The organism is Paenibacillus auburnensis (assembly GCF_927798115.1).
Taxonomy (GTDB): domain Bacteria; phylum Bacillota; class Bacilli; order Paenibacillales; family Paenibacillaceae; genus Paenibacillus_AQ; species Paenibacillus_AQ auburnensis.
Map to the genome: position 1 here is coordinate 1098315 of NZ_CAKMMG010000001.1, position 25256 is coordinate 1123570.

Annotated in this window: 21 protein-coding genes; 4 read left to right on the forward strand and 17 right to left on the reverse strand. The window is 50.5% G+C overall.

Features of this window, described 5'->3' with window-relative positions; genetic code table 11:
- Positions 1–14: 14 nt before the first annotated feature.
- The 4 genes from L6H70_RS05025 to L6H70_RS05040 form a co-directional block, all read right to left on the reverse strand.
- Positions 15–494: a YhjD family protein gene (locus L6H70_RS05025; RefSeq protein ID WP_236330407.1), complete on the reverse strand. Its 480-nt coding sequence runs from the start codon at positions 492–494 to the stop codon at positions 15–17.
- Positions 491–1750, reverse strand: a complete 1260-nt coding sequence (locus L6H70_RS05030) for a DNA polymerase IV (protein ID WP_236330410.1) — start codon at positions 1748–1750, stop codon at positions 491–493. Before L6H70_RS05030 ends, L6H70_RS05025 begins: the two co-directional genes overlap by 4 nt.
- On the reverse strand, positions 1743–1886 hold the full coding sequence (locus L6H70_RS05035) for a hypothetical protein (RefSeq protein ID WP_236330413.1): 144 nt from the start codon (positions 1884–1886) through the stop codon (positions 1743–1745). Before L6H70_RS05035 ends, L6H70_RS05030 begins: the two co-directional genes overlap by 8 nt.
- Before the next feature lie 588 nt (positions 1887–2474).
- Positions 2475–4187, reverse strand: coding sequence for a proline--tRNA ligase (locus L6H70_RS05040; RefSeq protein WP_236330416.1), 1713 nt, complete (start codon positions 4185–4187; stop codon positions 2475–2477).
- Positions 4188–4738: 551 nt separating this feature from the next.
- Here L6H70_RS05040 and L6H70_RS05045 point away from each other — a divergent pair.
- Positions 4739–6739, forward strand: a complete 2001-nt coding sequence (locus tag L6H70_RS05045; RefSeq protein WP_236330419.1) for a methyl-accepting chemotaxis protein — start codon at positions 4739–4741, stop codon at positions 6737–6739.
- 110 nt (positions 6740–6849) lie between these two features.
- On the opposite strand, the gene L6H70_RS05050 is transcribed toward L6H70_RS05045, so the two are convergent.
- The 8 genes from L6H70_RS05050 to pdhA form a co-directional block, all read right to left on the reverse strand.
- Positions 6850–8337 (reverse strand): glutamate synthase subunit beta, encoded by a 1488-nt coding sequence (locus L6H70_RS05050; protein WP_236330422.1) that lies wholly within the window; start codon positions 8335–8337, stop codon positions 6850–6852.
- 231 nt (positions 8338–8568) lie between these two features.
- Positions 8569–9060 carry a dihydrofolate reductase gene (locus L6H70_RS05055; protein WP_236330424.1) on the reverse strand — a complete coding sequence of 164 codons (492 nt, stop codon included), beginning with the start codon at positions 9058–9060 and terminating at the stop codon, positions 8569–8571.
- A gap of 44 nt (positions 9061–9104) precedes the next feature.
- Complete coding sequence (gene thyA / locus L6H70_RS05060; protein WP_236330427.1) at positions 9105–9899, reverse strand: thymidylate synthase; 795 nt, start codon at positions 9897–9899, stop codon at positions 9105–9107.
- Between the two features lie 186 nt (positions 9900–10085).
- Positions 10086–11060: a S66 peptidase family protein gene (locus L6H70_RS05065; protein WP_236333141.1), complete on the reverse strand. Its 975-nt coding sequence runs from the start codon at positions 11058–11060 to the stop codon at positions 10086–10088.
- Between the two features lie 203 nt (positions 11061–11263).
- Positions 11264–12676, reverse strand: a complete 1413-nt coding sequence (lpdA, locus tag L6H70_RS05070; protein WP_054940869.1) for a dihydrolipoyl dehydrogenase — start codon at positions 12674–12676, stop codon at positions 11264–11266.
- 3 nt (positions 12677–12679) lie between these two features.
- A complete protein-coding gene (locus tag L6H70_RS05075) occupies positions 12680–14347 on the reverse strand; it encodes a 2-oxo acid dehydrogenase subunit E2 (RefSeq protein WP_279306729.1) in 1668 nt (555 codons plus the stop codon).
- A gap of 271 nt (positions 14348–14618) precedes the next feature.
- Entirely contained in the window at positions 14619–15596 is a 978-nt protein-coding gene (locus L6H70_RS05085) for an alpha-ketoacid dehydrogenase subunit beta (protein ID WP_054940871.1), read from the reverse strand.
- Positions 15597–15611: 15 nt separating this feature from the next.
- On the reverse strand, positions 15612–16679 hold the full coding sequence (gene pdhA / locus L6H70_RS05090; RefSeq protein WP_236330430.1) for a pyruvate dehydrogenase (acetyl-transferring) E1 component subunit alpha: 1068 nt from the start codon (positions 16677–16679) through the stop codon (positions 15612–15614).
- 265 nt (positions 16680–16944) lie between these two features.
- Between pdhA and L6H70_RS05095 the strand changes: the two genes are divergently transcribed.
- Positions 16945–17676: an alpha/beta hydrolase gene (locus tag L6H70_RS05095; protein ID WP_236330433.1), complete on the forward strand. Its 732-nt coding sequence runs from the start codon at positions 16945–16947 to the stop codon at positions 17674–17676.
- Between the two features lie 143 nt (positions 17677–17819).
- Here L6H70_RS05095 and L6H70_RS05100 read toward each other — a convergent pair whose 3' ends face one another.
- Positions 17820–18284, reverse strand: a complete 465-nt coding sequence (locus L6H70_RS05100) for a low molecular weight protein-tyrosine-phosphatase (RefSeq protein ID WP_236333144.1) — start codon at positions 18282–18284, stop codon at positions 17820–17822.
- Between the two features lie 173 nt (positions 18285–18457).
- Here L6H70_RS05100 and L6H70_RS05105 point away from each other — a divergent pair, with 173 nt between their 5' ends.
- Both L6H70_RS05105 and L6H70_RS05110 read left to right on the forward strand, forming a co-directional pair.
- A complete protein-coding gene (locus L6H70_RS05105) occupies positions 18458–19099 on the forward strand; it encodes a thiamine diphosphokinase (RefSeq protein ID WP_236330436.1) in 642 nt (213 codons plus the stop codon).
- Positions 19100–19378: 279 nt separating this feature from the next.
- On the forward strand, positions 19379–19885 hold the full coding sequence (locus L6H70_RS05110; RefSeq protein ID WP_236330439.1) for a C40 family peptidase: 507 nt from the start codon (positions 19379–19381) through the stop codon (positions 19883–19885).
- 16 nt (positions 19886–19901) lie between these two features.
- On the opposite strand, the gene L6H70_RS05115 is transcribed toward L6H70_RS05110, so the two are convergent.
- The 4 genes from L6H70_RS05115 to L6H70_RS05130 form a co-directional block, all read right to left on the reverse strand.
- Positions 19902–20651 carry a winged helix-turn-helix domain-containing protein gene (locus L6H70_RS05115; protein WP_236330442.1) on the reverse strand — a complete coding sequence of 250 codons (750 nt, stop codon included), beginning with the start codon at positions 20649–20651 and terminating at the stop codon, positions 19902–19904.
- A gap of 126 nt (positions 20652–20777) precedes the next feature.
- Positions 20778–21833, reverse strand: a complete 1056-nt coding sequence (locus L6H70_RS05120) for a ThiF family adenylyltransferase (RefSeq protein ID WP_236330445.1) — start codon at positions 21831–21833, stop codon at positions 20778–20780.
- Positions 21834–21909: 76 nt separating this feature from the next.
- Complete coding sequence (locus L6H70_RS05125) at positions 21910–23469, reverse strand: ABC-F family ATP-binding cassette domain-containing protein (protein WP_236330448.1); 1560 nt, start codon at positions 23467–23469, stop codon at positions 21910–21912.
- A gap of 145 nt (positions 23470–23614) precedes the next feature.
- Entirely contained in the window at positions 23615–25114 is a 1500-nt protein-coding gene (locus tag L6H70_RS05130; RefSeq protein WP_236330451.1) for a serine/threonine protein kinase, read from the reverse strand.
- Positions 25115–25256 lie beyond the last annotated feature (142 nt).

A 25256-nucleotide genomic window follows, 5' to 3' on the forward strand; every position in this document is an offset into this window, starting at 1 on the left:
CCGGACGGGATTACTTATTTCAGCTGCTCTCTTAATACCGCTCCGAGCTCGGAGGTATAACGGGTTAATCTCAGGCTTATTTCTGTCTTCATGACATCACGGGTCAGTCCAAACCGCTCCTGGTAGCCGCGAAACAGAATTTTATAGTACAACAGGAAATCCTCCTGCTCATCCTCCAGCACTTTTATATTCCGCTGCTTGAGCTCCCGCTGCAGCCGGTAGGTATCCTGCATCACCCGATTCTGGATATACCGTCCGGCCATTAAATACGTCCGGGTAAGCATGTTGCCCGACCGGTCAACCTCCTGCATACTCTTGCTGACCATGGTGTCTATGTAAGGAAGCAAAATGAGATCCCGGACCATCGTGCGTTCCAGGGTAGTGAGCATTTTTCCGCTGTCGCCCTCTTCCTTATCCTTTTGCTCATACTGTTCTACATGCTCGGTCATTAGCATTTTGGTTTTCCACCTCTCGTTTCCGTTTAGTTTGCTCATTTATAATGCCCCCCAATCTGTTCGGCGCGTTCCAGAGCAACCCCGGATTCAAGCAAGGAGGACGCCCGGATCAGCGCTTTGCTGCCATACCGTGTTTTGATCTGATCGATGGTACGCTCTCTTCTATAGGTCCGTTCCCGGTCGTCAAACAGCGTAAGCTGCAGGACACTGTCATCGGTCAAATGGGAAATAGATATAGATAAACGGCTTAAAGGCATCCCGGTCCAATGGTCGATAAACAGGTGATAAGCCGCTGCTGCAATCTCATGAGTTAAGGACGACGGCTCCGGCAGGGTCATCTGACGGCTATACGAATTGGACCTGTTACCGTCTGTTTCCGAGACTGCAATAGATACCACTGATCCCATATACCGGTACCGCCGCGCCCGCTGGCACACCTCAATGACCAGTTCCAGCAGTACGACCTCAATATCCTCCAGCCGGGTGTACAGGTTCCAGCGCAGCGCCTTCCCATGACCCACCGATTTGATCTGATGGCGGATTCCTGTTACTACCGGGCTAGGATCGATGCCGCGGGCCGTCTGCCAATAATACTCCGCCTGGATATCGCTCTGTTTGCCCATTGTCATACGCATTCTCCGCTTAAACTCCCCCAGCTCCATCCGCGCAATATCACCAATGGTGGTTATCCCCATACGATAGAAGTTTTTACTCATCCGGCCGGCCACCATAAACATTTCATGTACCGGCAAAGGCCAGAGCTCTTCAGACAAATTGTCATACCCGAGCCGGAAAATCCCGCCTTCCCGCTTCTTCGAAAGGTTGTTTGCCATCTTGGCAAGTATTTTTGTCGATCCGATCCCTACCCTGGTCCAGACACCGGTAGATAACAGGACATGCTGCTGGATGCTGCGAATGATCTCCTGCGTTCCTCCTCCAAAAAAGGTCAATGAGCCTGTTACATCCAAGAACTGCTCATCGATGCTGAAAGGCTCCACAAGGTCCGTATAACCATGGTAAATTTGCGAAATAAGCAGCGATACCTTTATATAAGTACTCATTCGCGGCCGTATAACCACAAGTCCGGGGCACTTGGCCATGGCTTCACCCACACGTGAGGCGGTGGTTACCCCCTGGGCCTTGGCGATGGGGCAGGCTGCTAGCACAATGCCGTTCATCCGCGCCGGATCCCCCACTGCGACAGGCTTATCTTTATATTCAGGGTGAGCAGCTTTTTCGACGCTGGCGTAAAAGGATTGGCAGTCCGACAGTAAAATAATTCGCTCTTTAGACATAGCGTTTCTCCTGTAACGGTTGCCCTGGCAGCATGCGGTCGTCACAGCTGCCGCAAACCTTGATCTTCCGCTGAGTAATCTTGCCGGCATTGTCCAGGTATATGAGTTCAAGTGTTTGGCCGATACTCATTCTCACGATTGATCGCCTCCGCAAATATAAGAACATTTGTTTGTATTATAACCACGATAGGGATTTTTAAGCAATGGTTTGATTTTCCACGCCAAAAAAAATCCCCGCCAGCCACTTAAGGTTGACGGGAAAAGCATTCGAACGGTTGAATTTGAAAAATATGGTTGTGAAATCGACATGAAAAATTTACTATTGTAAAAAGACATAGTTGATGGAGGGGATAACTTGACTACTAACCAATGGATACCGATTCTTGCTGCGTTTATCGGAGCTGCTTGCTGCTGGGCCGCACTCATTAATAAGCGTAAGAATAAGTAGAATCACAGTGAGTGCCTGTTCGCCGGGTCCCGCTCTTCTTACAGTTACTTGGAGGTGTTTTAATGAATAATATTGGGTTCTCAGGAATCACGATGATCTTATTGATCCTGGGTTTGCTTCTGCTTGTTTTCTTTTCAGCCCTGGTTAGGAGCATCCGGAATAAAAAATAGCAAAGTCGTAGTGCATGCAAGGCTTGTCGGGTTATGATGAGCCACCAATTGGATTCAATACACCGTTCAAGCCCTCTTCTGCTTCCACTTTAAGGCTAGCTGTTTCTTACTTCCTGTGTGCTGCAATTATCCGGGAGAGCGCCTCTGCGCTGCTAATCACTTCCTTCGCATTGCTTCTGCGGTCCCAATACTCTATCTTGCGCTCACCGGCAGACTTGCCGACGACCAGCACAACCGGAATGCCGATCAGACCGGCATCCTTGAATTTGACCCCTGCCCGTTCATCCCGGTCATCCAGCAGCGTCTCAATCCCTTGCCGGGTCAATTCACCGTACAATTCCTCAGCCAGTGCAGTCTGTTCTGTGTCTTTGGCCGACATCTGGAGGATATGAACCCGGTATGGCGCAAGACTCTCAGGCCAGATAAGCCCCTCGTCATCACGGCTCTGTTCAGCGACTGCCGCCAGCAGGCGTGAGACGCCAATACCGTAACAGCCCATGATCATGGGCTTACTCCGGCCGGAGGCATCCAGGTAGGTGGCACCAAGCTTCTCACTGTATTTGGTACCCAGTTTGAAGACATGTCCGATTTCGATGCCCTGATGGAAATGCAGTACGCCATTGCCACATTTCGGACAAGCCTCCCCTTCCACGGCATTGCGCAAGTCAGCCACATGCTCCAGCGGAAAGTCACGTCCAGGCACAACGGACCGCAGATGATAATCCTTTTCTCCCGCTCCCGCTATTCCCTCCGCCATTGCGGCAACAGCTGCGTCAATGACCAGCGGCAGCTGCAGTCCGACCGGCCCGACATATCCGCTCTCCACTCCGGCAGCAGCCAGTACATCACTATAATCAGCGAGGGATACCTCGTTAACGCCGATAGCTTTGGCTACCTTAATCTCATTAACCTCATGATCGCCCCGGACAAGCACGGCAAATGCTTTGCCGTCCCCTTCATAAATCAATGTCTTGATGATACCCTCCGGCTTAATCTGCAGCTGCTCTTCCAGCTGGGCAATCGTCCGCAGTCCTGGTGTATGGAATTTCTCCATAGCCGCCCGCTCCGCCAAGTCCGCATGAACCGCAGCCGCTGGCCTATTTACCTCAGCCTGCTCAAGATTAGCCGCATAATCACAAGCAGAGCAAACGGCGATCGTATCCTCACCGATATCGGACAGCGCCATAAATTCGTGATTCTCCCCTTCACCGCCGATCGCCCCGGCATTCGCCTGGACGGCCTTGAAATGCAGCCCGCAGCGGGCAAATATCCGCTGGTACGCCTCATACATCAGCACATAGGCAGCATCCAGCCCTTCCCAATCCGTATCGAAGGAATACGCATCCTTCATCAAAAATTCCCTGGCCCGCAGCAGACCGGACCGCGGCCGGCGTTCATCACGGAACTTGGTCTGGATCTGGTACAGTGTAACCGGCAGCCTGCGGTAAGAACTGATTTCACCACGGACGAGTGCGGTGATCACTTCCTCGTGGGTCGGTCCAAGCACAAATTCCCGTTCATGACGGTCCTGGAGCTTGATCAGGTCCTTACCGTATACCTCATAGCGTTCCGATTCCTTCCACAGCTCAGCGGGCAGCATGGAGGGAAGCAGCACCTCCTGGGCTCCGGTAAGCTCCATTTCCTCCCGCACAATATTCTCAATCTTGCGCAGTACCCGGCGTCCCAGCGGCAGATAGGTATAAATCCCGGCCGCGAGCATGCGGATGTATCCGGCCCGCAGCAGCAGCTGATGGCTTGCTGTTTCGGCTTCAGCCGGCGCTTCGCGGAGAGTAGTCACTAATAGTTTGCTTTGGCGCATAATAATCAACCTCTCTGATTGGATCAGACCTGTCTAGGTCTGCCTTATGGTCTGGAACGCAAAAAAGACATATCCGTCAGGGACGAATATGTCGTGTTACCACCCTAGTTCAACCGTCAGGCTAAGCCTGGCAGTCCTCTATCCGGATAACGGCCGGGGCCGGCAGCACTTCAAACTCAATACTGCAGCTTCCAAGGCAGGGTGCGCTTCCATCGCTAATTGAAGGACCTTTCAGCCGGTGAGCCCTCTCTCTGTTCTAACGAATTCAGAAACGCAGATCCTTGATCAACGCTGTTACGTGATTAATATGGTATTTAATCTATATGATATTGCAGAACGCGTCAAGCCTGTCATGAAAATGCCATGAACGGAGCAGCGTATCCCGAAGTTTATGGCATACGTTTACACTTTGAAAGTTAAAAATTGTTAATTAAAAGTTTCTTAATTCATGGGCTTACATATGAAATTATTATGACTATATACCGAATATATGAATAGAGCATATCCAGGCTACTTTCAGCCTCTAATGCATCCAAGGGGGAGACATTGCCATGTATACAAAAATAAAACACACTATCCACAACTTCACGTCACGTTCGCTGCAAAGGAAAATGATGATGCTCTTTGCCATTATGCTGATTATACCAATCATCACGGTAAGCTACTTTTCCTTTACCACCTCCAGCAAGCAATTGGAGTTCAGAATGCAGGAAGCCACGCATACAAGCGTTGACATGCTGGCGAATAATATCAGTGAAACGGTGACTGCTGCCAAGGAGAATGTACAGCAGCTTAGCCAGCAGCTGAACTCCGCTGATCTTGACAATAAGACAGCCGGGACCCGTACGCTGATTGATTTGTTCGTGAAGGAACATCCGGAGCTTGAAATACTTACTTCGGGGAATGAGAACGGAGCCTGGATGAAATCACCTGACCCCGGCAAGCAGGATTATGATCCGCGCACCCGCGACTGGTACATCGAAGCGATGAAAAATCCCGGTAAAGTCACACTCACCGGCCCAAGCATATCTGTAACTACCGGCAACTACACCCTGTTCATCTCTGAATCACTAAAAGACGGCAAGGGAGCCGTTGCTACCACCCTTAATCTGAAAGTGATCGGTGAACGGATCAGCAATATTAAGCTTGGCAAAGAGGGCTATTACTTTGTGGTTGACCGGAATAACAAGTTCGTCTCCCACCCGGTCAAAAAAGCCGGTGATGATATTGTGGATGATGTCGCTAAACTTCTGGTCAATGACAGTGGCAGCTTATCCTATACCAATCCTGATACCGGGGTAGAGATGCGCGGTTATTATACTACCGACCCTACGACAGGCTTCATCGTCGTTGGTGTGCTTCCCGCCCAAGAGTTCTCGGACGCTGCTATGCCGATTGTCTACACGAGCTCAATTGTCCTGGGAATCGCGCTGGTTATCTCCCTGATCTTGATGTTCTTTATCGTAAGGGCAATCTCCCGGCCGATCAGCAGGCTGAACCACTCCGCCCGCCGGGTTAGTGAAGGGTATCTGAATGAACAGATTAAGATAGACCGTGCCGATGAAATCGGCGAGTTAGCCAAGAACTATAATCTCATGGTGGAATCGCTGCGAAATATCGTGACAGACATCTCGGATACTTCCGGCCTCTTGGCCGCATCCAGCCAGCAGCTGACGGCTACGACCGAAGAGAATGCCAAGGCGACCGCCTATGTGGCTGAGCTCGTTCAGGATTCAGCCGCCGGAGCCGATACACAGACTTCGGCTATGATCGAGACTTCCCGGGCCATGGAGGAAATGTCCGCCGGAATCCAAAAAATTGCCGAAGCCGCTGCTTCCATCGTCGATTCCTCGGCAGACACCGAAGCCGATGTCCACAGCGGAAGCCAGAAGATTGAACAGGTCAGCCGCCAAATGGATGCTATCCGCGAGTCCACTCACCTGTCTTCAGAGCTGATCGGGCAATTAAACGGTTTAAACACTCAGGTGTCGGCGATGAGCAGTGCGATCTCCAACATTGCCATGCAGACTAATCTGTTGTCACTCAATGCCGGAATTGAAGCAGCACGCGCCGGAGAACACGGCAGAGGATTCGCCGTCGTTGCAACGGAAGTTCGCAAACTAGCCGATCAGTCCAAGTCCACCGCCGGTAATATTCAGGAAACGATCGAGCAAATGACAGTGCTGATTGATCAAACCTATGAAGCGATTCATAACCGGGTTGCGGCAGATGTCGATCTGGGCATCCAAGTGATGGATGAAGCTAAAGCAGCTTTCGTGAATATTGAACAATCCGCTGCCAGAATCAACGGCCAGATCCATGACATCTCGGCAATTACCGAAGAAATGTCTGCCGGGGCTGAGGAAGTTGCTGCTGCGGTCCAAGAAATCTCTAACATCTCACGCACCACATCCGACGCTCTACAGAATGTTACCGCGGCAACAGAGCAGCAGCTCGCCTCAATGGATGAGATCACCGCTTCTTCCGGTGAGCTGTCCAAGATGGCCGGTGACCTGCAGCAAAAAGTCGAACGCTTCAAGCTGGAGGAGTAGGCAAATCGCCTATCCCTCCTCCCCTTCCGGAGGATCCGCCATACCGCAAAAAGCCGTCCCCCCCATTTCCATTGGGGGGACGGCTTTTTTAGATCCGGCAGATATATAATTTAGACGAGAACGGTCGATCCCATCAAATATTTGTCAACCTCACGAGCGGCTTCGCGGCCTTCATTGATAGCCCAGACCACGAGACTTTGTCCGCGGCGCATGTCACCGGCAGCAAAGACCTTATCCACATTCGTATTGAACTTGCCGTAACGGGCTTTCACATTGCTGCGGCGGTCCGTATCCAGGTTCAATTCCTGGATGATATCCTGTTCCGGTCCGTCGAAGCCGATCGCGATCAGCGCGAGCTGAGCCGGATATACCGCTTCTGTTCCCGGAATAGGCTGATAGATCTTGCGGCCCGTTTCATCCACCATACGGCGGATTTGCACGGTGTGCAGCTCTTTCAGGTTGCCTTCCTCATCACCGACGAATTTAGTAGTCATGATGGAGAATTCACGCGGATCATCGCCAAAGATTGCTTTGGCTTCCTGCTGTGCATAGTCAAGTGTGTACACATTCGGGAATTGCGGCCACGGGTTCGCGATCGGGTCGCGTTCCAGCGGTGCTTTTTCATGTGTACCGAACTGGGTGATGCTATTGCAACCATGCCGCAGAGATGTCGCCACACAGTCGGAACCGGTATCTCCGCCACCCAGCACAATCACATCTTTGCCTGCCGCAGATACGTAATTGCCATCCTCCAGATTGGAGTTCAAATAGCTCTTAATCGTGCCGTTCAGGTAATCCATCGCGTACATTACACCGTTCAGCTCGCTGCCTTCTACATTGAACCGGCGCGCTTTGGTCGCTCCGCCGCACAGGACAACAGCATCATATTCGTCAACCAGCTGCTGAGCAGGAATATCCTTGCCAATCTCTGTATTCACTACGAAGTTAATGCCTTCAGCAGCCAGCAGATCAACCCGGCGCTGTACCACGCGCTTATCAAGCTTCATTGTAGGAATACCATATGTCAACAAACCGCCGACGCGGTCGCTGCGTTCAAATACAGTCACTGTATGTCCGGCTTTGTTAAGCTGAGCGGCTGCCGAAAGGCCTGCCGGACCGGAGCCGACGATGGCTACTCTTTTACCGGTGCGTTTCTCAGGAGGATTAGGGACGACCCAGCCTTCCTCAAAGCCTTTATCAATGATTGCAAGCTCAATCGTCTTAATGGTAACCGGCTGGCCGATCAGGCCGACGGTACAGGAACCTTCACAAGGTGCAGGACAGATGCTGCCCGTAAATTCAGGGAAATTATTCGTCTTGTGCAGACGCTCCAGCGCTTCCTTCCACAGTCCCCGGTAGACCAGATTGTTCCACTCGGGAATCAGGTTGTGAACCGGGCAACCCGATGTGCCGCCTGACATGTCAATGCCGGTATGGCAATAGGGGGTTCCGCAGTCCATACAGCGGGCACCCTGCGTCCGAAGCTCGTCCTCGGTAAGATGATGATGGAATTCTTCCCAGTCTTTGACGCGCTGTTCAGGATCCCGGTCACCTGGGAGCTGGCGCTTATACTCCATAAATCCAGTAGGTGTAGACATATTTACGTTTCCCCCATCCGTTCTCTTCGTGTTGATTATAGTACATTGTAGCATACTGCGGCAGATTCATGTCGATCAGCGCAATGAAGTACCTGCACATTCTATACTATTTTTAAGTTTAGCAATTCTAATTTTAACTATATTAGCATTCAATACTTTCGCACTGTAATGGATTAATCTGCTGATTATTTGTACTATTTCACATGTTGTGTCAGAGAAAACGCTTTTTCGTTAAACCGTACGTTGATAAACGTAGAATCGGTAATCATACGGGTTCTGCTCATCGCGAATTCCCTGTATATTGGAGACCTCTTCCCATTCATCCCACTCTACTTCAGGAAACTTCGTCTCTCCCGCAAATTCCTCATCAATCCGGGTCACGATCAGCTTATCGGCATACGGGAGCATCATCCGGTAAATCTCAGCTCCGCCGATGACCATCAGTTCATCTTCTTTGAGTCCTTCGGCCAGCGCTTCCTCCAGCGAATGAATCACTTCCGCCCCTTCCGGCTGAAAGCTGGTATCCCGTGTTATCACGATACTCTTTCTGCCTTTAAGCGGCTTTCCGCCGAGCGATTCCCATGTTTTGCGGCCCATAAGCATCCGTTTACCGAGAGTCTGCTCTTTGAAGAAGGCGAAATCCCGCGGCAGATGCCATGGCATATCATTATCCTTGCCGATAACGCCATTAGCGCCCATCGCCCAAATCATGCTGATACTCATATTTATGCCCTCCTTGTCAAAGAAACATCATGTCCCCAAAAAGATTAGATTGCGACCGGAGCTTTAATTCCCGGATGGTATACATAATTCTCAAATTCGAAATCTTCAAAAGTATAGTCAAAAATACTCTCCGGCTTTCTGCGAATATTCAGCTTCGGCAACGGATGCGGTTCCCTGGACAATTGGGTAGCCACCTGTTCCAGATGATTTGTATAAATGTGCACATCGCCGCCGGACCAAATGAAGTCGCCTACCTCTAGTCCCGTCTGCTGCGCTACCATATGTGTAAGCAGTGCGTAGCTGGCAATATTAAAAGGCAGGCCAAGGAAGGTATCTACCGACCGCATGGTTAGCATGCAGGAGAGCTTGCCGTCCGCTACATAGAACTGAAAGACAAAGTGGCAAGGCGGCAGCTTCATTTCCTCAATCTCGCCTACATTCCAGGCACTGACGATATGGCGGCGGGAGTCCGGGTTGTGCTTGATCGATTCGATCACTGCGGAAATCTGGTCAATCGTCCGGCCATCCTTACTCTCCCAGGCCCGCCACTGCGAACCGTACACCGGTCCCAGCTCACCGTTCTCGTCGGCCCATTCATCCCAGATGGAGACACCGTTCTCCTTCAGGTACGAAGTATTTGTATCTCCCTTTAAGAACCACAGGAGCTCGTATACTACTGATTTCAGATGGATGCGCTTGGTTGTAACCAGCGGGAACCCTTCGGACAGATCAAAGCGAAGCTGACGCCCAAATACAGAAAGTGTGCCGGTTCCTGTGCGGTCGCTTTTTGTTGTGCCATGATCGAGTACATCCTGAAGTAAATCCAAATATTTACGCAAGGTATTCGCTCCCCTCCCCTTTTTTTCTTCTCCCAGTTTACCATGACCTGACCGCCCTTGTAACTTCCCAAAGCGCAGAAAATGCAATTTCCTGCTGATCCCTCCCGGCCATCCGTACAGTGATTCCCTCTTCCTGTAAATAGTGGAAACTATGCTGCTTATAAAATCCAATTCCGCCAATTTCGACTATTCCCAGATCTTCAGCTCCGTACGTCCCTCTTCAGCAATCAGCTTAGCCTGACCTCCTATCGGAAAAGTGATCAGCGGAGAAGTATGCCCAAAGTTCACATCGGCGATGACCGGAAGCTGCTGCAGCTCCTTTTTACTCCTAATGATCGTACACAGTAATTCCGGCGTTATCCGCGATGCCCTTTGAAATCTGCCGATTACCAGCCCTCTGACCTGCTCAAAGCCCGGCTGATGAATCAGAGATTGCAGATCCCGGTCGAAGGTTTCCGGACTGGATTCAAAGTCATCCTCCAGAAACAGAATTGCCTCCTCAAGGCTTGGCATAAACTCCGTACCCTGCAGCAAATTCAGCGTACACAGATTCCCCCCGATAATGATGCCTTCCGCTGCTCCTGAATGGATCGTATATGGACCGGCGTTAGGCTCAAAGATACGATTGTCCTGATTCCGAAACCATTCATCGTCACTCCACTGCGCAGAGGGTTGTACAAGGATCTCCACGTCCTCCATCATCATCTGGATAAAGTGCTGGATCGTATATTCATTCCCGTGCCGCATGGCCAACGTCGAAAAATGAGGACCTGAATACGTAATCAGTCCGGTTCGGGTGTATATCGCACTTCCTAGCGCTGTAATATCAGAGTAACCGCAGAGACGTTTGGGATTAGCGGCAATCAGCTCATAATCAAGCTCCCGCAGTAACTGGTTACAGTTGTGGCCCCCCAAGGTCGTCAGTATCCCCTTAACCTTAGGGTCGCGGAACGCCGCATGAATATCTTCTACTCTGGAGCTGACAGAAGAGGATGAGAACACATCCAACTCATAAGCATGCTCGGCAAAAGAAACGTTGAACCCGAGTCCCTCCAGCAGCCCTTTGGATGCCTCAATTTGTTCAGGGGCTATGATCCCCAGACTATTGGATGGTGAGATGATGCGGATTTCGTCTCCGGCCTGCAGTTTAGCTGCTCTCATAGTTTTAAATCTGCGCTCTCCGCTTTCCATAAGGTCGTGTTTCGTTTCAATGCCGTAAGTGCGGGCTTCTTGTTCAGAAATATTTCGCATGAATTAAGCCCTCCAAAATAAAAGTATAATTCTAAAAAAAGGGACTCCCTCCGCCATTCCCATGACATTGGAAGTCCCTTCTATGATGTGTCGCGTATGCAGACGGTTATTTATTATTTCACAACGTGGATTGGGTGGCCCTCTACCAGCTCAGCCGCTTCCATGACAATTTCGCCAAGGGTAGGATGGGCGTGGATTGTCAAAGCGATGTCTTCGAGCGTAGCGCCCATTTCAATTGCCAGACCCAGCTCAGCAATCAGGTTGGATGCTTCAATACCCACGATTTGTGCACCCAGTACGAGGTTGTTCTCGCTGTTAGCCACAATCTTGATGAAGCCTTCCGGAGCGTTCAAGGAAACCGCACGGCCATTGCCCGCGAACGGGAATTTGCCGGCTTTTACTTTGTAGCCCTTGTCTTTAGCTTCTTTTTCAGTCAGGCCTACGCTGGAGCACTCAGGATCGGTAAATACAACCGCCGGAATGACTTTGTAGTCAACAACTGATTTGTGGCCGGAAATCGCTTCTGCAGCGATCTTGCCTTCATAGGAAGCTTTGTGTGCCAGGGCCAGCCCTGGAACGATATCGCCGATAGCATAGATGTTAGGGATATTAGTGCGTCCTTGGTGGTCAACTTTGATCAGACCGCGTTCGTCAAGCTCGACACCGATCAGATCAAGACCCAGTTCGCCATCTGTGTTTGGACGGCGTCCTACAGTAACGAGCAGGTAATCCGCTGTAATCTCTTTGGACTCGCCGCCCACGGAGTACTTCACGGTTACTTCCTTGTCGTTCTGAACAGCGCTTTCCGCTTTGGCATTTGTTACGATCTCAATGCCTGTCTTCGCCATGTTCTTGGCAACCAGACGGGTCATATCTTTATCGAAGCCTGGAAGTACAGTGTCCAGACCTTCAATGATCGTTACTTTAGTACCGAATTTGGAGTACATCTGGCCAAGCTCGGCACCGATGTAGCCGCCGCCGATAACGATCATGCTCTTAGGGATCTCAGGCAGATCCAGAGCTTCTGTCGAGGACAGGATACGTCCGCCGAACGGGAAAGGCTTCAGCTCAATCGGACGGGAACCTGTCGCGATGATACAGTTATTGAATTTGTAGCGTGGGGATTCATGCTCATTGAACAAACGGGCTTCGTTTGTGCTGATGAACATAGCTTCTCCGCTAAATACTTCGATTTTGTTACCCTTCATCAGGCTGGTAACACCGGTGGTCATTCTTTTCACGACACCGTTTTTGAATTCCATAGTTTTGGACCAGTCTACCTTTACGTTCTCAGCAGTTACACCGAAAACTTCGCCGTGCTGTGCAGCTTCATATTGATGGGCTGCAGAGATCAGGGCTTTGGACGGAATACATCCGCGGTTCAAGCAGACACCGCCGAGCTCTGATTTATCCACGATCAGTACCTTCTGGCCGAGCTGGGCGGCACGAATTGCCGCCACATACCCGCCGGGACCTGCACCAATTACCAATGTGTCGATTTCGATTGAAGCGTCTCCGACTACCATTTATTACACCTCCATAACTAACATATCAGGATTTGCAAGCAGGGTCTTAATGTAATTCATGAAGTTCTGGGCTGTTGCACCATCGATAATCCGGTGGTCAAAGCTCAAGGACAGGGCCATTACAGGAGCTGCTACGATTTCGCCGTTCTTCACAACCGGTTTCTCAGTGATACGTCCGGTACCCAGAATGGCAACTTCAGGGAAGTTGATGATCGGAGTGAAGAACATACCGCCGGCGGAGCCGATGTTACTGATGGAGATCGTGCTGCCTTTCATTTCATTAGGAGCCAGTTTACCGTCGCGTCCGCGAACAGCCAGATCAGTGATGGCACTAGCGATCATCCAGATGCTCTTACGGTCAGCATCCTTGATTACCGGAACGATCAGACCATTGTCTGTATCTGTTGCGATACCGATGTTGTAGTATTTCTTGTAGACAATTTCGTTAGTGGCTTCGTCAATCATCGCATTAAGCGCAGGGAATTGACGGGAAGCTGCAACCAGTGCTTTGACGATGAACGGAAGATAAGTAACCTTCACGCCTTTCTTCTCGGCAACAGGCTTCATGCGGGCACGGAAGGCTACCAGCTCGGTAACATCCACTTCGTCCATGATAGTAACATGCGGTGCAGTGTAAGCCGATTTAACCATAGCGTTAGCGATAGCTTTACGGATACCCTTGAATGGTACGCGTTCTTCTTCCAGGCTTACATTGCCGGATGCTGCAGCTGGAGCTGCTGCTTTTGCTGCAGGCGCTGCTGCCGCTGGAGCAGTAGCTGCTGCCGCAGATGCTGCAGGTGCTGCCGCTGCTGGTGTGGCCGCAGGTGCTGCGGAGCCGCCCTTCAGGAAGGCTTCAACATCTTCGTGAGTGATCTTGCCGTTCTTGCCGGAGCCGTTCACTTTGGAGATGTCAACGCTTTGGTCACGGGCGAATTTGCGTACACTTGGTGTAGCCAGAATGTCACGGTTAGGAGCTGGAGCAGCAGCCTGTGCAGCAGCTGGTGCCGGTGCAGCTTCCTGAGCTGCAGGAGCTTCAGCATGGCCGCCTTCCTGCTGTGGAACTTCGCCTTCAGCAGCGATAATGGCTACAACTTCCCCTACGCGGCATACCTGTCCGTCTTTCACACGTACTTCAAGCACAGTACCGTTGACCGGGCAAGGAACCTCTACTACTGCCTTGTCATTCTGCACTTCCATTACGATATCGTCGTCAGTTACTTTATCGCCGACTTTGATATGCATTTTGATGATTTCGCCTTCGTGCAGACCTTCACCCAATTCAGGGAAACGGTATTCAAAGTTCACAGCGCCGCCGGTTGCAGGGCTGCTTGTTGCAGGAGAAGAAGTAGTATCCGCTCCGCCTTTAGCTGCATCTGCCTCTTGAGTGGACTGCGGTTCTGCATGGCTTGCTTCCTGCTCAGGAACATCGCCTTCTGCATCGATAATTGCCACAACTTCACCTACGCGGCAGACTTGACCGTCTTTAGTGAAGACTTCAAGCACTGTGCCGTTGACCGGGCAAGGAACCTCTACTACTGCCTTGTCATTCTGAACTTCCATTACGATATCGTCATCGGTTACTTTATCGCCGGCTTTGATATGCATTTTGATAATTTCGCCCTCATGCAAACCTTCGCCCAGCTCAGGGAACCGGTACTCAAATTTTGCCACCTTGATAACCTCCTAAAAGTTTTGATAGCATAAGCTGCCTGTATTCACTTCGCAAAACTGACTTCGAAAGCATACGCCTAGTTTGTTAGCATCTACTTCTTCGAATCACTTCGCAAACTTGCATCGAAAGCATACGCCTAGTTTTGATAGCATAAGCTGCCTGTTATTCACTTCGCAAATCTGACTTCGAAAGCATACGCTTAGTAAGTATTTTTAATGTATTGCAGAAACGGGTGCCGCCCTTAAATAAGGACGGCAGTTTGAAACTTATTTAGAATTCCATTACTTTCTTCACGGCTGCAATGACGCGTGCCGGTGTAGGAATCCAAGTATCCTCGATTTGCGCGAAAGGATAGATGGTATCCGGACCTGCTACACGAAGAACAGGCGCTTCAAGATGCAGAATTGCTTTTTCATTGATTTGAGCGATGACTTCGGCAGCAACGCCGGAGCTCTTTTGTGCTTCTTGAACTACAATGGCACGATTGGTCTTCTTCACAGAAGCAACAATGGTATCGATATCAATCGGGCTAACGGTGCGCAGATCGATAATTTCAGCCTTGATGCCTTCCTTCTCAAGCTGATCAGCGGCTTTGGTGGCAGTATGTACCATCAGACCGTAAGAGATAATAGTAACATCCGAACCTTCGCGGACAACGTTCGCTTTGCCCAGCTCGACGGTATACTCACCTTCCGGTACCTCTGCGCGGAACGCATGGTACAGGTTCAAGTGCTCCATGAAGAATACAGGGTCATTGTCGCGGATCGAAGCGATCATCAGTCCCTTGGCATCATACGGGTTAGAAGGAATAACAACTTTGATCCCCGGGCTTTGGGCAATCAGGCCTTCAAGAGAGTCAGTGTGAAGCTCAGCAGCCTTGACGCCGCCGCCAAAAGGAGTACGGAACACGACTGGAGCGTTATATTTGCCGCCGGAACGGTAGCGCAGGCGTGCAGCCTGAATAACGATCTGGTCAAGAGCTTCAAAAATGAAGCCGACAAACTGGATTTCAGCGATTGGACGGAAGCCCTGTACCCCGAGACCAAATGCCAGACCGCCGATTGCGGACTCGGCAAGCGGTGTATCGAACACACGGTCTTCGCCAAATTCTTTCTGCAAACCTTCTGTTACACGGAATACGCCGCCTACATTACCAACGTCTTCTCCAAAGATCATAACATTAGGGTCACGATTCAGTTCAACGCGCATTGCGTCACGGATTGCTTCTTTCATATTCATTTGTGCCATTGCCTGATATCCCCCTTATTCAAAATCGGCTTTTTGCTCTTCCAGATGTTTCGGAGTTACCTCGAACATGCTGTCGATCAAGCCTGAAACGGTCATTTTTTCGGTTTGCTCTGCTTTTTTGATCTGCTCGTTCACAGTCGCTTTCGCTTCTTCTCTTACGCGCAGCGTGTCTTCCTCGGTCCATAGGCCTTTCTTTTCCAAATACTTGGCAAGACGGGCGATAGGATCCTTCTCGTTCCACTGGCCTTCTTCATCCTTGGAACGGTATTTGCTGGCGTCATCAGACAGGGAATGCGGACGGAAACGGTAAGTCACAGCTTCAATCAGCGTAGCTCCTTCGCCTTTGCGTGCACGTTCTGCAGCTTCCTGCACTGCCGCAATAACTGCGAAGACATCCATACCGTCAACTTTGATACCAGGGATACCGGCTGCTACTGCTTTGTGAGCAATGGATTTGGCAGCCGTCTGCTTAGCGAACGGAGTCGTAATCGCATAGCCGTTGTTCTGTACAAAGAAGATGACCGGCAATTTGAAGCGTCCGGCAAAGTTCAGGCCTTCATAGAAGTCGCCTTCGGAAGAACCGCCGTCACCTGTATAAGTAATTGCAACATTCTGTTGCTTCTTCAGTTTGAAGCCCATTGCGATCCCTGTAGCGTGCAGAATTTGCGCACCTATGATGATTTGTGGCATTAATACATTAACACCATCCGGAATCTGGCCGCCGTGCTGGTGACCGCGGGAATAAAGGAAAGCCTGATATAATGGAAGTCCGTGCCATACCAGCTGTGGAATATCACGGTAGCCCGGGCACACGAAGTCTTCTTTCTGAAGTGCGAACTCACTGCCGATCATGGTTGCTTCCTGGCCGGATACCGGCGCATAGAAACCAAGGCGGCCTTGACGGCCAAGATTGACGGCGCGGTCATCCCATGTACGGGTGAATACCATGCGGTACATAATTTCTTTCAGTTGATCATCGGTAAGTGCAGGCATCATGTCCTTGTTGATAACTTCTCCATCTGGAGAAAGCACCGTAAGGGCCTCCACGTCCTCTGTATACACTTCATAAGGAACTCTAGTCATCATCTTCACCTCAATAAAAAAATTTGAATATCAGTGGTCTCTGTTATAGAATTATTATACACCTGTTTTATCTGTTTCGTCAAAGAAATACGCATAAAATTTATGTTTCCATAAATTATGTATGTATAACAGGTGATCAATTTTCCTATAACAGATTTGCTTTTTTCAAGCAGGTAAATGATCTTTGGCACATTTACCGCTTGGGTAATTTTAACGCAAGCACACGGTTAATGCAAAATTCGACAAGAAAGGTGACGATTCAGTGATGAGTGAACCTGTTTTTCTGAAACGTACAATCGTTAAACAAACACTTTGGAGCGAGCATCTGCAGGAAGAACGAAAGCTCCGGATTTATCTTCCCCCAGGCTATAACGAAGTACTCAGCTATCCTGTTGTTTATTGCCAGGACGGAGAGGAATTCTTCAATTTTGGCCGGATCGCCACCCTCGCCGGGCAGCTCATTATAGAGGAAGACATTGAGCCGTTCATCATCGTAGGCGTTGAAGTGAATGTCGCCGTCCGGACACAGGAGTATGCTCCCTTTGGCAGCCGGTTCAGACAATACCTTGCCTGCTTTGCCGAAGAGATTATTCCCTTCATTGAACATAATTATCCGGTCCGCCGTACCCCGGATGAACGGATCATTGCCGGAGACTCCCTGGGAGGCAGCGTTTCGCTACACCTGGCCCTTGCCTACCCCCGCCTGTTCAACCGCGTCCTGAGCCTTTCAGGCGCCTATTATCCGGAGTCCCGCGACATTATTGCCCTGGAGGAGGATCTCTCCTGGCTGGACATTAATATGTTAGTAGGACTGCAGGAGACAGATTATCAGACGGATACCGGAGTATACGATTTCGTCCAGATGAACCGGGAAACCAAAGCCCTGCTTGAATCCCGCGGTGCAACGGTCTCCTACCGTGAAAAGGACGGCAAGCATCTTTGGGGATTTTGGCAAAAAGAACTCCCAGAATCATTACTCTATTTCTTTACCCCATGAAACAGCATAAAAAGGCGAAAACGTGAACATTATGCCAGAGTATGTACATCTACAGCTTGTTTGCGCTTCCATTTTGCGGCGGGCACACGGTGCCCGTCCTCTTTTTCTAGGATGGCAACCGATTAAGCCCGGATTTGAGTGTACTAAAGCTTTTCTGAAATAATCCGCTCCAGCAAAACATCGCAGCCGGCATTGATAAGGTCATAGACCTGCTCAAAATTACCTGTAAAATAAGGGTCCGGTACCTCACGCAGTTCTTCGTCCGGCAGCAAATCCATGAAAAACAGCAGCTCTGCCTTATCCCCGCCGGGAAGCTTGCGGACATTGACGCCGTTGGAGTTGTCCATGCAGATGATATATTGAAACTTCTCAAAATCACCACTGCTCACCAGACGTGCTGTCATATTCTCATAGCTAATCCCCTTCTGGTCGAGAATACGCCGGGTCCCTTCATGCGGCACTTTACCAATATGCCAATCCCCTGTTCCTGCAGAATCCACACCGATACGCTCTGACAGATGGCGTTCCGCGATTTTGCTGCGGAGAACTGCCTCAGCCATAGGCGAACGGCAGATATTACCCAGACATACGAATAACACATTTACGATTTCTCTCACCTCCCGGAGATCTTTTTTTTGCCATATAAACTGTGCGGCTTCTATATAGAAGAAACCCGCTCTATACATTTTACCGCTGCCTGGTCCAATTGTACAACTTTTCGATCTGCATTATACTTGTTCAGGGTGACAAACTATACATCAGAAGAAGGAGGGGGATTGTTTTGCCATCCAAACGAGTTGTTATATTCGCCGGCGGTGCGCTGTCCGAGGACTTGCTGCAACAAATAGACGAAGATGATTTTATAATCGGAGCTGACCGCGGAGCTTTGTTCCTGGTTTCCCATGGCTTTACACCGGATATTGCTGTCGGCGACTTTGATTCCGTCAGCCCGGAAGCGCTGGAACAGATTCAAGCAGGCAGTAAACAAACAATTACCTGCGACCCGATCGACAAGGATTTGACCGACAGTGAAATGGCGCTTGACCTGGCACTGGGCACCCAGCCTGAATCCATCCTGCTGATGGGTGTAACAGGCACACGAATGGACCACACTCTGGCCGGCATCCAGATGATGACGAGAGCAATGCAGCGGCAGGTGAGCTGTTCAGTGATGGATTCACATAATTATATCACCCTTACCGGGTCGCAAGCTTTTGTTCAGGAACGCGGATTCACCTATGTCTCCCTGCTCCCCCTGACACCGGAAGTAACAGGAATCACCCTGCAGGGCTTTCAATATCCTTTGGAGAATGCCACGTTGAAACTGGGCCAATCTCTGGCTGTCAGCAACCGGCTGATCGAGGAGTCCGGCACGGTTACTATCCAAAGCGGACTGTTGCTGATCATCCAAAGCAGGGATTAATACATAGAAATCCGGAGACATCGTTGTAACCTTTGTTTCAAAACCTAAAAACCGGGAATCCCTTGCCAGATAAGGAGTTCCCGGTTTTTTTGCGTCTATTAGAACGATAAATATTAAATTTTTGTAACTTTTAATGATTTTTTAATAAAACGCTTCCAACCCGCTCCCAGCTTGAATCCAAGACAGTTATGGGAAAATATAGGCGGTGAATAAACTGATATACTACGAAACAGAGAAAGAAGAATACAAGATAGATACAAACCTGGGAGGTACTACAACATGAACAAGCAACAATGGTTCAAACAAGCGATTATCGTGGGGATAAGCACTACAATTGGCCTAAGCACTCTGATGGCTACAGGAGCCGGTACAGCACCAGTTGCTGCCGCATCGGTATCGTCCTCTACTGGACAAAGCATTGTAAACTTAGGCAAAAAATATTTGGGTGTGCGTTATCAGTTCGGCGCATCTACTTCTACTACTAGATATTTTGACTGCTCCTCTTTTACTAAATATATCTTCGCCAAATATGGCATTAACCTGCCGCGTACTTCTGTTGCTCAATCAAAAGTCGGAAAAGCCGTATCCAAAGCGAATCTCCGTGTTGGCGATCTGGTCTTCTTCTCCAGCGGCAGCAGAGCTAATGGTAAAAACGTGACTCACGTAGCGGTATACGCCGGCAACGGCAAGATTCTACACACGTATGGTTCCCCCGGTGTCACAGTGTCAAACCTGAACTCCGGCAACTGGAAAAGAACCTACCTGAAGGCACGCCGCGTACTGTAGAGCTTCTTAATAACAATCAGCCTGCAGGGCCGCCTTCGGGCGCCCTCATTATATATCCGGTTCCGCGTACCGTATGAATCAGCTTATTGCGATGGCCTTTGTCAACCTTCATGCGGATATGTCTGATATAGACATCTACCACATTGGTGTCTGCAGGAAAGTGATACCCCCACACCTGCCTTAAGATTTCGTCCCGGGGACAAATTTCCCCTTGATGCAGAGCGAGATAATAGAGCAGATCAAATTCTTTGGGGGTCAGCATGAGCTCGATTCCATCCCGGCTGACCAGCCGGCGGCTGGAGTCGAGCATTAGGCCATCGACCTTAAGCAGGGATTCAAGGCCGCGCCGTCGTCCCGTAAGCCAGAGCAGGTTCATTACTCTGCATCTGAACTCACCCATGTGCAGCGGCTGTTGCATATATTCATTTCCACCCGCTTCAAATACCGCAACGGCATCATCGCCAGCACCCTCACTTGCAATAACCATCACCGGCAAAAAGGTCCCCTGTGCCCGGAACTCCGAAACGATGCTCCAACCGGCCCATTCCCCGGCATTTAGCAGCTCCGCCAGAAGCAGAACGGGATGAACTCTGGCTAATAATAAGCGAAGATCCTCGAGATCTTCGCTTATTGCCGTCTGCAGCCCCAGACTGCCGAGAGCTTCTTCAATCTGCAAATGTACCTTTTCCCTGTTGCGGATGCTTTCCTGCGTTTCACCGGCTTCACGGGCAGTCCCAGATATATACCAGGCGATGATTTCGTTCATGGTCTCCCCTCCCCGCATCCTTTTCAGCCTTGCGGCAGTACACCAGCCGCAGATCAAGCTTAGATTTCCCCCAAAGCAAAGAGACCATTCCACATAGGAACGGTCTCCACAATAAGTTTTACTACATTAACCAAAATACCGGTGATATACGCTGCGGGCGGCTGCTACATCACTAGTCCCATGAATCAGAGCCCGCCCGTCGGCAAAAATCACCAGACGGTAAGGTTCCTCCGTAAACGAAACGAGATAAGGATTGCTCTCGACCTTTCCGCTTCCCAACCTGGAGAGCCGTGCAGCCGTCTCCTGCAAATCCAGCTTTTGGCGGTGTGCCGGCCGGATTTGTACAGTATCCCTACCGCATAACACATCACTGCGTTCTGTATTAGCAGCGGTCAGATAAGGATAAATCGCATGGCTGCCACAGGACGGGCAATCCGCCTTCTTCGCCGCCTTTACCCCAATCTCCTGGTGCTCATTGCGCCACACATCAAAACTCAGTAGCTTGTCCCGAAGCTGGCCCTGCCGCCCCCCTAGCAATTTGAGCGCTTCAGCAGTTCCGTTAGCCGTAACTAGCTGTACCGCCTGCGGCAGAATGCCAGCAGTGTCACAGGTATCTCCGCCGAGCGGAACGGTACCCAGCAGACAGTTCAGACAAGGAGTTTCTCCCGGCAGAATCGTGTAGGTTATCCCGTAGCTGCCGACACAAGCTCCATAAATCCAGGGAATCCCGTGTTTCTGAGCCATGTCATTGATTATCAGCCGTGTATCAAAGTTATCTGTACCGTCCATGATGAGGTCCACTCCGGGCAGCAGGCCTTCCAGCTCTTCCGCACGAACATCCAACACATGGGCCTCAATCACGATCCCGGAATTAATCTGCTCCAGCCTGGCTTTTGCAGCCTCAGCCTTTGGCATTCTGCTGCTGGCATCTGCTTCTGTATATAGCTGTTGCCGCTGTAGATTACTCCACTCCACATAGTCCCGGTCGGCAAGAATCAGTCTTCCGACACCGCAGCGGGCGAGTGTCTCAGCAATGCCGGTACCGAGCGCACCTGCACCGATGATTAACACACTCGAACGGGCGAGGCCCGCCTGCCCCTCCGCCCCAAACGGTGCAAAGCGGACTTGGCGCGAATAGCGGCCGTCTCTACCTGAACTATTGATATCTTCACTATGGCTCATTCCTGACAGTCCCCCCATATTGAAAAGCCGGGAAACAGCAGCTGGTCCACTGCTTTTCCCCGGATTTTAGATTAAACTATACCGTCTGTACCTGTGCTGACCACTGCTCGACATCCCAAATCTTCGTGACCCAATCCTCGTAGAAATCAGGTTCATGAGAGACAAGCAGAATCGTGCCTTTATACTCCTGCAATGCCCGTTTCAGCTCCGCCTTGGCTACGATGTCCAGGTGGTTCGTAGGTTCATCGAACAGAACCCAGTTGCTCTCACGCATCATCAGCTTGCATAGTCGCACCTTAGCCTGTTCACCCCCGCTCAGCATGCTAAGTGGACGGGTAATATGCTCGTTTTTCAGACCGCAGCGGGCCAGATGGCCGCGCACTTCATTCTGAGTAAGACTGGAAAATTCGTTCCACACGTCATCTATCGGTGTAATATTGGCTGCCTTAACCTCCTGCTGAAAGTAGGCTGCATTCAGATAATCACCCAGGTAGGTTTTACCGCTGTATACCGGAATTACGCCCAGAATCGACTTCAGCAGCGTGGATTTACCGACACCATTGCAGCCGACAATCGCAATCTTATCCCCGCGTTCAATCGTCATATTCAGCTTAGGCAGCAGCGGACGGTCGTAGCCGATTTCAAAGTCAATGCCCTCGAATACGGTTTTGCCGCTGGAGCGGCTCTCTTTGAACGAGAAGCTCGGCTTCGCCGCCTCCTCCGGCCGGTCAATCCGCTCAATGCGGTCGAGCTGCTTTTCACGGCTTTTCGCCCGCCCAGAAGTGGAAGCACGCGCTTTGTTTCGTTGGATGAAATCCTCCTGCTTCTTGATATAATCCCGCTGCTTCTCATAGGCCTCAATATGCTGGGCCTTGTTCATTTCCGCCATATCCAGAAATTTCTCATAGTTCGCAGTATAACGGGTCAGCTTGGCGAACTCCAGATGGTACACCACATTAACGACTTTATTCATAAATTCAGTATCATGGGAAATCAGCAAAAAAGCATAAGGATACTGCTTCAGGTAGTTGGTCAGCCAGTCGATGTGCTCAACATCCAGGTAGTTGGTAGGCTCATCCAGCAGCAGTACATTCGGCTTCTCCAGCAGCAGCTTGGCCAGCAGAACCTTCGTCCGTTGTCCTCCGCTCAGCGAAGCTACATCACGATCCAGACCGATTGCCGACAAACCCAGACCGTTGCCCATTTCCTCGACTTTAACATCAATCAGATAGAAATCTCCCATATCCAGCTGCTCCTGAATTTCACCCATCTGCTCCAGCAGCAGCTCCAGTTCTTCAGGTGAAGCATCGCCCATTTTCCCGGTAATCTCCATCATTTCACTCTCCAGCTCAAGCAGCGGCAGGAAAGCATCCTTCAGCACGTCACGCACCGTTTTACCTGGTGTAAGGTTCGTATGCTGATCCAGATAACCGTAGCGCACTCTCGGTGTCCATTCTATTTTTCCGCTATCCTTCAGTAAGGTTCCGGTCAAAATATTCATCAGTGTCGACTTGCCGACGCCATTCGCTCCCACCAGTCCAACATGCTCGCCGGCCAGCAAGCGAAAGGACACATTCGTGAATAACTGCCGGTCTCCAAAGTTATGGGAAACGTCTTCTACAGTAAGTAAACTCATAAATTCTCAGTAAGCTCCTATCTATTTTTAACATGAGGCCAATGTTCTGTCAGTACATATAACGACCATTTTAACACAAGTAAGGGCTCCACTGAAATAGGGATTTACCTATTCTGCGCTCCACAAGAAAATTAAATTGATATTTTTACATTTTTTTCTGAAATAACCCGCTTCGTTTTGCAGAAATATGGAGTCTGCCAGTCTTCCTCAGCAGCTGCCCTAGGACCTGAACTAACTTACCGTTATGCTCAAAAGGATCCTGTTGCAGTGGCAGGCTGCTCACCTCCACTTGTCCGCCCAATGCCGCAGCCAGCAGCTCCGCGGATGACCGGCTCGCCAGCGGCAGGCAAACCTGCCAGTTCGTATGAAGCGTAAGTCTGTTCCGGCGCAGCCAGTGCAGCGTATCCTCCAGCCGCCAGGCTGATCCGGAAGCCACCAGCAGCGGTATATCACTGTCTGTAAACTCCTCGAGTGCCCCTTCGTAACCGCCGGTTCCAAGATCCATCACGATATATGTATAGTTTTTATTTAGCAGTTCCGTTAAATCACCTTTCACCGGACGCTGCCAGAAATCAATTCCTTTCCAGCTAAGCGGAGCCTCAGAAGTGCCCATTTTCCCTGAATGTACCGGAAAATCAAGCAGGCTGCAGATCCGATCATATATGGAAGATTCCGGGCTGAAGTCAACCCATGCGGTGGGACCCTTCCGGGCCAGACCGCTGCTCACTGCTAGTGAGGTATGCGTCGTTCCAAGACCTGCGGATACGCCGAGCAGTGCAACAACAGCAGTCTGGCGCTTTACGGATAATGCCGGCCGTATCCCGCTTGTAGACGGTTCGACTATAGAATCTGAAAGAGGCTCAAGCGCCTGTAATACTTCTTCCGCGCTTTGAAATCTTTCCTCCGGATGATAGCGCAGGAGCCGCCGGATAACAGGAATCAGAGCCGCCGGAATTCTGGCGTTTAGCTTGGCTTCCATTCCCGGCACCCAGCGGCTGTACGACCCGCCGGAAACCATATACAGCATAATCGCTCCCAGGCCGTACAGATCCGACGCTGGCCCGCTCTGCCCGCTGCCGTATTGCTCGGGAGCCGCGAAACCGGCGGTACCGAGCTTCTCCGTATCCTCTCCTGCTCCCTTTCTATAGCTGCGGGCGATTCCGAAGTCTATCAGCATCAGCCCGCCTGCTCCGGTCAGCATAATATTAGCCGGCTTAAGATCGCGGTATATAATCGGCGGATGCTGCCCATGCAAGAACGCAAGCACTTCCAGCAGCTGGCGGGTATAGGCAAGGATCCGTCCCGGCTCCAGCGGTTCAGCATTTGCCTTCATAGATTCGGCCAGTGTCACCCCTTCAATATAATCCATGATCATATACCAGTAGCCTTCTTTATCCGGCGCTAAAAAATCGGTAACTCTCGGAAGCAGACGGTGGTTCAAAGAGATCAGCAGTTTCGCCTCCGCTTCCACGGCTCCCGCTGTCTTTTGATGGCTGATGCTTTCCTTAACCGCCCACAGCTGCCCTGGCAGCCGCATATCCTCAGCCAAATAGACATGGCTCATTCCACCGGAGCCGATCAGGTTCATAATCCGGTACCGCTCTCCTATTAACTGTCCGGGTGCCAGTTTTGTTTGAAAGGTCATCGTTAACATCCCCCTGATTAAACTTATACAAAATCCTATTTATATAACAAAAAAAGAGAAAGCACGCCGCAGCTGATGCCATCCGGTACGAGGCCGGTGGTGCAGACAACGGGATACTTTCCCTTTGGATGATACAATTTAG

Excerpts from the sequence above, each read along its gene's own strand:
- L6H70_RS05115 (WP_236330442.1), bottom strand. The coding sequence starts at position 20,651 with ATGAACGAAATCATCGCCTGGTATATATCTGGGACTGCCCGTGAAGCC.
- L6H70_RS05095 (WP_236330433.1), top strand. The coding sequence starts at position 16,945 with ATGAGTGAACCTGTTTTTCTGAAACGTACAATCGTTAAACAAACACTT.
- L6H70_RS05085 (WP_054940871.1), bottom strand. The coding sequence starts at position 15,596 with ATGGCACAAATGAATATGAAAGAAGCAATCCGTGACGCAATGCGCGTT.
- L6H70_RS05050 (WP_236330422.1), bottom strand. The coding sequence starts at position 8,337 with ATGTCTACACCTACTGGATTTATGGAGTATAAGCGCCAGCTCCCAGGT.
- pdhA (WP_236330430.1), bottom strand. The coding sequence starts at position 16,679 with ATGACTAGAGTTCCTTATGAAGTGTATACAGAGGACGTGGAGGCCCTT.
- lpdA (WP_054940869.1), bottom strand. The coding sequence starts at position 12,676 with ATGGTAGTCGGAGACGCTTCAATCGAAATCGACACATTGGTAATTGGT.
- L6H70_RS05065 (WP_236333141.1), bottom strand. The coding sequence starts at position 11,060 with ATGAGAGCAGCTAAACTGCAGGCCGGAGACGAAATCCGCATCATCTCA.
- L6H70_RS05055 (WP_236330424.1), bottom strand. The coding sequence starts at position 9,060 with ATGAGTATCAGCATGATTTGGGCGATGGGCGCTAATGGCGTTATCGGC.
- L6H70_RS05125 (WP_236330448.1), bottom strand. The coding sequence starts at position 23,469 with ATGAGTTTACTTACTGTAGAAGACGTTTCCCATAACTTTGGAGACCGG.
- L6H70_RS05025 (WP_236330407.1), bottom strand. The coding sequence starts at position 494 with ATGAGCAAACTAAACGGAAACGAGAGGTGGAAAACCAAAATGCTAATG.
- L6H70_RS05110 (WP_236330439.1), top strand. The coding sequence starts at position 19,379 with ATGAACAAGCAACAATGGTTCAAACAAGCGATTATCGTGGGGATAAGC.
- L6H70_RS05040 (WP_236330416.1), bottom strand. The coding sequence starts at position 4,187 with ATGCGCCAAAGCAAACTATTAGTGACTACTCTCCGCGAAGCGCCGGCT.
- L6H70_RS05030 (WP_236330410.1), bottom strand. The coding sequence starts at position 1,750 with ATGTCTAAAGAGCGAATTATTTTACTGTCGGACTGCCAATCCTTTTAC.
- L6H70_RS05130 (WP_236330451.1), bottom strand. The coding sequence starts at position 25,114 with ATGACCTTTCAAACAAAACTGGCACCCGGACAGTTAATAGGAGAGCGG.
- L6H70_RS05120 (WP_236330445.1), bottom strand. The coding sequence starts at position 21,833 with ATGAGCCATAGTGAAGATATCAATAGTTCAGGTAGAGACGGCCGCTAT.
- L6H70_RS05045 (WP_236330419.1), top strand. The coding sequence starts at position 4,739 with ATGTATACAAAAATAAAACACACTATCCACAACTTCACGTCACGTTCG.